Source organism: Niallia sp., from assembly GCF_031978665.1.
In the GTDB taxonomy this organism is placed as follows: Bacteria; Bacillota; Bacilli; order Bacillales; family Cytobacillaceae; genus Niallia.
Genome location: NZ_DALZDK010000012.1, coordinates 2563 through 12080, shown reverse-complemented (window position 1 = coordinate 12080; position 9518 = coordinate 2563). Strand labels below are relative to the sequence as shown.

7 protein-coding genes and 1 pseudogene are annotated in these 9518 nt (G+C 37.8%); all 8 read left to right on the top strand.

Annotated elements, in window-relative coordinates:
• A partial coding sequence (locus RTL21_RS08295) for a hypothetical protein (RefSeq protein ID WP_312095176.1) occupies positions 1 to 2071 on the top strand: 2071 nt, incomplete at its 5' end.
• Positions 2068 to 3000, top strand: coding sequence for an ABC transporter ATP-binding protein (locus tag RTL21_RS08290; RefSeq protein ID WP_312095174.1), 933 nt, complete (start codon positions 2068 to 2070; stop codon positions 2998 to 3000). The genes RTL21_RS08295 and RTL21_RS08290, both read left to right, overlap by 4 nt.
• Positions 2997 to 3842, top strand: a complete 846-nt coding sequence (locus RTL21_RS08285; protein ID WP_312095173.1) for an ABC transporter permease — start codon at positions 2997 to 2999, stop codon at positions 3840 to 3842. The genes RTL21_RS08290 and RTL21_RS08285 overlap by 4 nt, the downstream gene beginning before the upstream one ends.
• 8 nt (positions 3843 to 3850) lie before the next feature.
• Positions 3851 to 5437 (top strand): hypothetical protein, encoded by a 1587-nt coding sequence (locus RTL21_RS08280; protein ID WP_312095171.1) that lies wholly within the window; start codon positions 3851 to 3853, stop codon positions 5435 to 5437.
• An 8-nt stretch (positions 5438 to 5445) separates the two neighbouring features.
• Complete coding sequence (locus RTL21_RS08275; protein ID WP_312095169.1) at positions 5446 to 6456, top strand: AAA family ATPase; 1011 nt, start codon at positions 5446 to 5448, stop codon at positions 6454 to 6456.
• A complete protein-coding gene (locus RTL21_RS08270) occupies positions 6453 to 7313 on the top strand; it encodes a DUF58 domain-containing protein (RefSeq protein WP_312095167.1) in 861 nt (286 codons plus the stop codon). Before RTL21_RS08275 ends, RTL21_RS08270 begins: the two co-directional genes overlap by 4 nt.
• A 35-nt stretch (positions 7314 to 7348) precedes the next feature.
• Positions 7349 to 9124 (top strand): BatA domain-containing protein, encoded by a 1776-nt coding sequence (locus RTL21_RS08265; protein ID WP_312095165.1) that lies wholly within the window; start codon positions 7349 to 7351, stop codon positions 9122 to 9124.
• Positions 9108 to 9518 (top strand): annotated as a pseudogene (locus RTL21_RS08260) (hypothetical protein); the annotation flags it as partial. The gene RTL21_RS08265 and the pseudogene RTL21_RS08260, both read left to right, overlap by 17 nt.

Below are 9518 nucleotides of genomic sequence, written 5' to 3'. Positions count from 1 at the left end.
CAAGAAAACCTATACGGTGACAATCCCAGGTATTTCGTCTGATTCGAACCATGCTAGCAAAAAAATGAAATTGTATCGTGGGAGCTGGCAAAAAGGCAATGAAGTAAATTTCACTGGCACGAAAGAGGTGAGAGTTAATTTTATTACAGAACAGACTTTAGGAATTCTTACAGATCGATATGACAAATTTAAAGATTTAAGAAAGCTGCCAAACAATTCTATTTTTACAACAGAACTTCTTAAAGAAGATATACCTGATCATGCATTAGCGCTTGAAACGTTAAGCTTTTTACTTGTTGACCAATTTGCGCTTACGGAATTAACAGAAACGCAGCAGCTGGCGATAAAGAAATGGATTGAAAATGGTGGGATTTTAATAACTGGTGCAACCACAAATGGGCAGCAGGCATATGGTAATTTAGAATCGCGAATGCCATTGATAATCGGGAAACAGGAAGCAATTCCTTTGGAAGGTATGGATGCTAACAATAAGGATCAAGAGAAACTAACTGGATTCCGTTCTTCCCTAACAGATGGAGCTGAGGCTATAACTATACATAATGAAAACACCCTTGTGGCGAAAAAAGCGCTTGGTGAAGGGAAAATTATTCAAACCTCTTTTTCACTAAGTGATCCTGCTTTACTTAATTGGCAAGGCTTTAGCAGCTGGATGGAGAAAGTATTACAGACAGAGAATACGCAGCTAACCACAAATTATCAATATAACGGAAGCCCTATAAGCAATCTCTACTATAATTTTGTTGAATCAAATGAGTATTTTAAAAGTTCTACCATTACAACTGGTCTATTACTAGTGATATTAGCTGGTTATTTATTGGTCATTGTACCAATTTTATATTTTGTATTAAAAAAATACGATAAAAGAGAACATGCTTGGTGGATTATCCCAAGCCTTTCTATTCTATTATCACTCGGAATGTTTATTACCGGTGCAAAGGATAAAATAAAAAATCCTCAATTCAATGAAATGGGTATCTATCAATATAGCAACAATTACTTATCTGGATACCAAGCAACAACCCTTTTATCAAATAAATCAGGTGATTTTGCATTAACGTATGACAAAAATACGTATACACCTTTGCCTTATTTAGGATATGGAGAGCTGCAAGTAAAGGCTATTACAAATGAAAAAATAAAAAATAGTGAAATCCTTTTTCCAGAAGTAGAATATTGGTCTAGCCGTACGATGTTCGGGAAATCGACTATGCCAGTCGAGGGTGGATTTAGCCATGATTTGGACGCAACAGAAAAAGAAATTTCAGGAACGATAACGAATCATTATCCATATGACTTTTCAAAAGTATTTATATGGTCAGGGAATGAAAAAATCGAGCTAGGTCCAATATTAGCTGGAGAAACGAAGGATGTTCAAGTCGCACATAAACATAAATATTTTTCCAGACCAAGTGGGAATGGGTATGGCTATTATATTTACGATTATAAAGGCAATGATTTAAAAGAATTTAGAGAGTTAGTTGCTCAAAGCATGGTATTAAATACGGACTACTTTCAAAGTGTATCAACTGGAGAGCCGCTGCTAGTTGCTATTACGAACGAGGATATCGTAAATGTTGGACTAGCAAGTGGAAAGGTAAAGAAAAATAGCACAAATTTAATCATGGAGCCTGTTCCATTAACAAATAATTTTCCAGGAGCGTTTACCTTAAATGAAGGGAATATGGCACAGAAATTAACCGTTATTGATGGAGCTATCTATAATGAAAACTTCCAAAATAATGATATTTCATTGGAGGATGGCGAGTACCTCTATACGATTGAAATTCCTAAGTCGTATGATGCTAAATCGCTAACGTTTGATTCATTAACCGTTCAGCCGAAGGGAAATCCAGGTGTGAAATACAGTATTTATAATAAAAAAATAGATGCTTATGAAGAAATAAAGAGTCTTTTTAAAGTGGATAATGAAGAAGTTTCTGCTTATATAGATGAAAATAGCAAAATCAATATGAAGGTGGAAAAAGCAACGAATGGAGATCCCTATATGCAGCTGCCATCTGTTAAGGTCAAAGGAGAGATAAAAGAATGATTGAAATTAAAGGTCTTTCCAAGAAGTATGGAAAGTTTACAGCACTCGAGCCGTTGGATCTTCAGATTGATGCTGGATGTGTGTTTGGGTTTGTTGGTCAGAATGGAGCAGGTAAATCAACAACCTTCTCGATTCTTGCTACCTTATTGGCACCTACCTCTGGCACAGCAACCATTAATGGAGCAGACATTATTAAGCAACCGAAAGAGGTGAGGAAACAGTTAGGGTATATGCCTGATTTCTTTGGTGTATATGATCAACTAAAAGCAGAAGAATATTTAGATTTCTATGGCGCTAGCTACGGCATTCCTGCAGCACAAAGAGAAAAATTAATACCACAGCTACTAGAGTTAGTGAATCTTTCACATAAGCGAAAAGATTATGTAGACCTTTTGTCGAGAGGGATGAAACAACGACTTTGCCTTGCCAGAAGCTTAATTCATGATCCGGCCGTCCTTATACTAGATGAACCTGCATCTGGTTTGGATCCTCGTGCCAGAATTGAAATGCGCGAGATTTTAAAAGAATTAAAGAATATGGGGAAGACCATTCTTATTTCTTCTCACATCCTACCGGAGTTAGCCGAGATGTGTGATGTAATTGGAATTTTGGATCAAGGAAAGCTTGTCGCACAAGGAACGGTATCAGCAATCCAACAGCAATTACAAAGTGAAAAAATCATTAGTGTAAAAACATTTGATATACCTAAAACACTTGCGTTTTTAGAAGAAAATCCACGTATTACAAAAATGGAAGTTTTGGAAGATGGGAAAACGATTCAGTTCTTATTTAAAGGTGGAGACGAGGACCAGCTAGACTTATTAAAAACGGCGATTAAGAAGGAAATCCCGATAATTAGTTTTGCAGAAATGGAAAGCAATTTAGAGGATGTATTTATGGAAATTACAAAGGAGGTTGAATTCTCTTGAAAGCTTATTTCATGAACCCAGTATTAAACAAAGAACTAAAACTTCGCTTTCGTTCAGGGAAAACGTTTCTTGGAATCCTGTTTTATCTCCTTGCTCTTTCCTTATTGATGGTTGCTTTTATGTATGTACTAAGGACAACAAGCCCTATCGGCTTTTTTAAACCCCAGGAAAGCCGCTTGATGTTTATGTTTTTAGCGTTTTTTCAACTAGGATTGGTATTATTTATTACTCCAGGTCTTACTGGTGGAGTGATTAGTAGTGAACGGGAAAGGCAAACATTAAGCATCCTGTTAACAACGACACAAAGCAGCTTTACGATTATTATTGGAAAATTACTATCGTCTATTTCTTATTTAGTTTTATTAATTGTCGCAAGTCTTCCAATCTATAGCTTTGTGTTTTTATTTGGAGGAATTTCGCCAACACAGCTAGCGCAAGTGTTTTTTTTCAGTTTATTTACGATGCTTGTCATTGGTAGCTTTGGCGTTATGTTTTCGACACTTATTCGCAAAACAATTGTCAGTATGGTGACGACATATAGTGCTGCTTTATTTATTGTCGGTGGAACAGCAGTTATCTCTTTCATTCTGTTACAAATCGCGGATATCTATTCGAGTCCAGTCCAAAAAAATGCACCGGCTGCCTATTTTAGTGCTATGTTTAATCCTGGAATTGTGTTAGCGGATATATTTGAACCGACTGTGTCCGAACAAATCAAAGACCTAACAGGTATCAAATTTCCAATATGGGCGGCTCACATTATTAGTTATTGCATCATCATTGCGCTCACATTAACCATTAGTGTTCGTAATTTACGGGCCAATATGAAAAAAGGGAAGTAGATAAAGGCATGGAAAACTACCAACCATTTAAGGAATTAGTTAAACCGATAAGACTGTCTATGGCGAGAGAATTGCTTGCAAAAGAGCTATGTTTATTGCTAGCGATGGTAGGAGGAGTTTTCCTCCTCCTTTCTGTTGTTGGTTATCTTTTTATTGTTCCATTCTTGTCTTACATTCTTTTGATAACGGCATGTATTGGTGTTGTCTTTTTTCTCTTTCGATTATGGAGAAACTGGCCCACAGAAAAACAGGCAGTTAGGCTATATAATCAGTTTGTTTCAGATGACTATGCAATGACAGCCTATTCCTATTTAAATAGTGAGGGAGCGGTTGAGCAGCTATTTGTAACGAAGGCGATAGCGGAAATGAGGCAGAAACAACTAGCTGTTTTAAAGCGAAAGAAAAGCTATATCTATCCTAAATTTATTTTTACAGGTGTAGCTTGTATCATTTTTTGTGTATTCTTGCAGCTTTTCCCATCAGTCAATATGGAAATAGCGAAGAAAAAAGAGAATGAGATAAAAACAATTGCTAAAGCGGAAAAAGAATTAGCAAAAGCGATAAAAAAGGAAACAGATAAACAAGTACAAAAAGAACTGAAACAAGTCCAAAAGGAATTAGAAAAGCAGGATACTGTAGATAAAACCTTTGCGGAGTTGGAAAAACAAGCGAAAGAGCTTCAGTTGAAAAAACGAAAGCTTCAAGAGAAAAGCAGTGAACGCCAAAAAGCGGAAGCAACGCTGAATGAAGCTGGCTTAAAGTCTCTTTCTAAAGCTATTTCAGACAAAGACCAAGAAGCAGTAAAGCAGGAATTGCAAAAAGCAAATGAACAATACGAACAGTTAACAGATAAGCAAAAAGAAGCACTCAACCAATTGACGGGTGGCAATAAGCAGTTGACAGAAGAGCAGCTACAGAAACTATTAGAGCAGATGGATGAATTGCTGAATAATGAGGAGCTTTTAAAACAATTAGAATCTGTACAAACCGAGCTAGCACAGTTAGAAAATGTCCTTAAAAAGGAAAGTCTTGCTAACGGAATCACAACGCCTAATTCAAATACAATCGCTACTGGTTCGAATAACAGTGGAGCCAATTCTTCCGGGAATGCAAATTCTAATGGTCAACAAGGTCAGAGTGACCAAGAGGGAGCAGCTAATGGGAATGATGGTGCAGGCTCAGGTGATGGTTCTGGGAATGGGTCTGGGTCAGGAACAGGCTCCGGCTCCGGCTCCGGCTCCGGCAATGGATCTGGAAGTGGTTCAGGTTCTGGCTCCGGTAATGGTGGTGGCTCTGGAAACGGAAATGGACCTGGAGCAGGCTTGGGGAGCGGAAGCAGAGAGTTAACAGTTCCAGAAAAAGTCGATGGGAAAGAAAATACGGAAGTGGATTCAGGTAAATTAGGGGATGGAAAGCAAGGTCAAGTGACAGAAGGGGAAGGACCAGTTCTGAAAGGGAATGTTCGTCCATATGAACAGGTATTTTCAGAATATGAAGCCTCTTACCGGGAAAGTACATCCAGATATAAATTACCACATGACTTAGAAAATATTGTGAAGAATTATTTTACTGATATCAAACCAAATGAAAAGTAGGGGAAAAGATGGACAAAGAAATGGTGGAACAGGATTTTATCCAAGCAGAAGCATTACTTAAAAAGGTGAAAGAAGAAATAGGGAAGTTTATTGTTGGTCAGGAAAAGATTACGGATGAGGTTCTTTGGAGTATATTGGCAGGAGGACATGTGCTTTTAGAAGGATTGCCAGGACTTGGGAAGACCATGATGATTCGGACGATTTCGGAAGTAATGGATTTATCTTTTGCAAGAATTCAGTTTACGCCCGATTTAATGCCTGCAGATATAACTGGTACGATGGTGCTGCAGCCTGATGAAAAAGGAAAACAGCAATTTCATTTTCATGAGGGACCATTATTCAAGCATATCGTCCTTGCCGATGAAATCAACCGGGCTACACCGAAAACACAAAGTGCCTTATTAGAAGCAATGGGAGAGAAAACGGTCACGATAATGGGTGAAACGAAACGTTTAGAAGCACCATTTTTCGTTTTAGCTACACAAAACCCTCTTGATATGGAGGGGACTTACCCATTGCCGGAAGCCCAGTTGGATCGGTTTTTATGTAAATTGCATGTTACTTATCCATCGAAAGAGGAATTAAAAGCGATTATTAAAAGGACTACAGGGACAGAATCAATGGTGTTAACTCGTGTGGCCACTGTAGAGGACATCCTCCATTTACAAAGCTTGGTGAAACAAATTCTTTTGGCTGATGACATATTAGAGGTTGCTGTCAATATAGTTTCAGCTACTCATCCAGGTTCCGAGGATGCAACAGAATTAGGAAATAAGTATATTCAAGCTGGCAGTGGTCCGAGGGGTTTACAGGCCCTGGTAACAATGGCAAAGGCAAGGGCTTTAGCTTCCGGCAGATATCATGTTTCCATCGCAGATTTACGATATGCAGCACTCCCTGTGTTTAGACATCGAATATTGCTTAATTTTGAAGGAGAGATTGCGGGGGTAACCCCTGACCAAATCATTGAAGATATTTTAGAAAAAACATTACGCATTGAAGCAGGGAAGGGACGATGAAGGATTATCATTCCTTATTAGCAAGAATGAATCGAAAAAGCTTGCAAGCAGCCACTAAAGGAGCAGGAATGCAAAATGGCAGAAGAAAATCCCATATCCATGGAACCTCCCTCGACTTTGCTGACTATAAAATCTATCATCCTGGCGATGATATTCGCCAAATCGATTGGAATGTATATGGGAGAACAAATAAGCCGTATATTAAAAGATTTCAAGATGAAAAAGAGATTTCCGTTAGTCTATTCCTTGATGCAACCTCTTCGATGAAACAAGTCTCTTCAAAATGGGAGCTAGCAAGAGAATTAGCAGCAAGCTTGGCTTATATTACGCTTTCCCATGAAGATCGGCTGAGTTTTGCTGCGGTTGCTACAAAGCTTGCCTTTCATCGTAAAGGATCGGTTCATAATAAAAGAACTTTTTATGAAATTGTCGGATTTGGTGAACAGGCAATTAATGAAAGCTTTACGCAATCATTAATTGGTTCCATAACAGCGCCAAGGCAAATGATTATTTTGATTACAGATGGTTTAGAAGAATTGTCATTATTTGAAGAATGCTTTAAACGGTTAAAGTATCGAAACCAACAAATATGGTTGATTCAATTACTAAGTGAGACCGAGCTTTATCCGAATTTATCTGGAGATATTCAATTAGTCGATAGTGAAAATGGAAAAATGGTGGATGTAAGTCTTACTTCTTCCATTAAGGATCTATATAAAAACAGGCTTGATCAGCATAATCAGGAGCTAGAAATTCTATGTGCGACCCATGGGATTCGTTATTGTCAAGTCAGCGATAAACTGGATATACAAACGATTGTTTTACGAGAACTAACGTTTGCTGGATTGGTTCAATAATACTGTTTTCATAGAGAGGCAAAAGGAGAGACAAAATGCATTTAGCAAATCCTTACTATTTTTTGCTACTATTTTTGATCGTAGTATTTATCCTATTTTATTTTTTTCGAAAAAAATATACAAAACAAATCATCCCCTCCAATTTACTTTGGGAAGAGGTTCTAAAGGAAATGAGGGCATCCTCTTGGTTTCATAAATGGCAAAATAATGTCTTGTTCTGGCTGCAGCTTCTATGCTTCGTTTTATTGATGCTGGCATTGGTAGGTCCATATTTTGCGAAAGAGACGACGCGGGGGGAGCAAATTATTTTACTGTTTGATACATCGGCATCGATGGCAGCGAATGGAAATGACTCCACTCGATTAGAGGATAGTAAAAGGGCGGCAGTAGAAATGATTCAAGGCATCCAGCAAAACCAAACTGTTACGGTACTGGAGGTAAATGATCACCCAAAAATACTACTTAATAATGAGTCAGATATAAGCAAAGTAAGGGCTGTGATTAAAGATTTAGAGCTTTCCTATACCCATGAAGACTGGCAAAGTGCAACAGAGCTAACTGCGAGTCTAGCGAAAGAGGGAAAGAGTGCCATTCATATTTTTTCTGACGGGGTAGTAAAGGAAAGCATGAAAAATATCGATTCCTTCTATGTGACCGTACATAATCAAGAACAGGTAAAGGAAGAAAATATTTCAGTTTTATCTTTTGGTGTATCGAAAAATGATGCTAAAGTAGCTGGAATCGCGATGGTGGAAAACCAGACAGATTCTATCAAAAAAATGCCATTTCAGGTTATAAGTGAAAAAACAGTTCTTTTTCAACAAGAGATCGAATTGCAGCCAAAAGAAAGAAAAATAGTCGCGATAAATGATCTTCCCGAAAAATCCTATTACAATGCCAAAATTGATGTAACAGATGATTTTTTAGTCGATAATATACAAACAGCTGTATTTAATAAACAGGCAACAACGATATATACAGATAATGACATGAACCCATTTTTGATAAAAGGGTTTGAGGCGATTGGTCTTCGTGTCATTCAAATGGAGGACAAAGAGGACTTTTTAAATAAACAGGATAGTATTTTCCTTTTATCTGGTTCCACACTACCAGACAATATAGAAGGTCCATTTGTTTTCTTCTTTGTGGATGGGAAAAAGGAAGAATTACAAACGGCAGTAGATATAAGCGAGGATGAATTACTGTTACATGTAGACATGAAGGATGTTTTTATTGCGAGCGCTACTAAGTATACGACAGAAAGCGTCAAACCAATTGTAAAAAGTGGAGAACTGCCATTAATTCAAAAAGGCACCGTACATAATCAGCCAGCCATTCTTGTGCAATTTGATTTAAAGGATAGTGATTGGCCATTACATCCAAGTTTTCCGATTCTTTTATATAATATGTATCAGTGGCTTTCATCTCAGTCCAATTATATTGGAGATTTTCAGCCTTTAGAAGCGAGAACGCTTCAACTAACGAATCAAACAGCAGATTGGGATATTTATGATGAAAATGACCAATTAGTAGGCTCTTTCTCGATGGGAGAAGAAGGCTTCCAGGCACCGAAGCTACCTGGTGTTTATCAGCTGACGAATGATGCTGAGCTTCTCTATTTTTCCGTGAATTTAGATGATCGGGAGAAAACAATTGCTTCTCAAAAATCATTTATTCTAAATGAGGATCAATTAAAGGATAATCAGCTAACAAAAACGCAAAGTGAATGGCTCTGGTACCTTTTATGTGTGCTTGCTTTCGTCATTTTATGTATGGAATGGGAGGTTTATCGCCGTGCAGATAGAGTTTAAATACCCATTCATTCTATTAATCTTCCTTCCTATCGCATTTTTTCTCTATCGATATTGGAAACAGACGAAAGCGATGGCGAATCGAAAGGAAAGACATGTTGTTCTCTTTTTAAGAAGCTGTATTTTCTTCCTATTAATTGTTGCGCTTGCCATTCCACAAGTGGTTCTGCCGCAAAAAGAAACACCCATTGTTTTTCTAATGGACCGCAGTGCAAGTGTACAAGATTCAGGAGAACAGCAACTCGACTGGTTGGAGAAAAGCTTGCAAACTAAGAAAGAAAAAGATGAATATAGTGTTCTTTCCTTTGGAGAGAAAGCAATCATTGAGCAAATGATGGGACAAGAAGGCCTGCGTTTTCCAAAATGGGATGAGGAGACTGGCAAAGATCACACG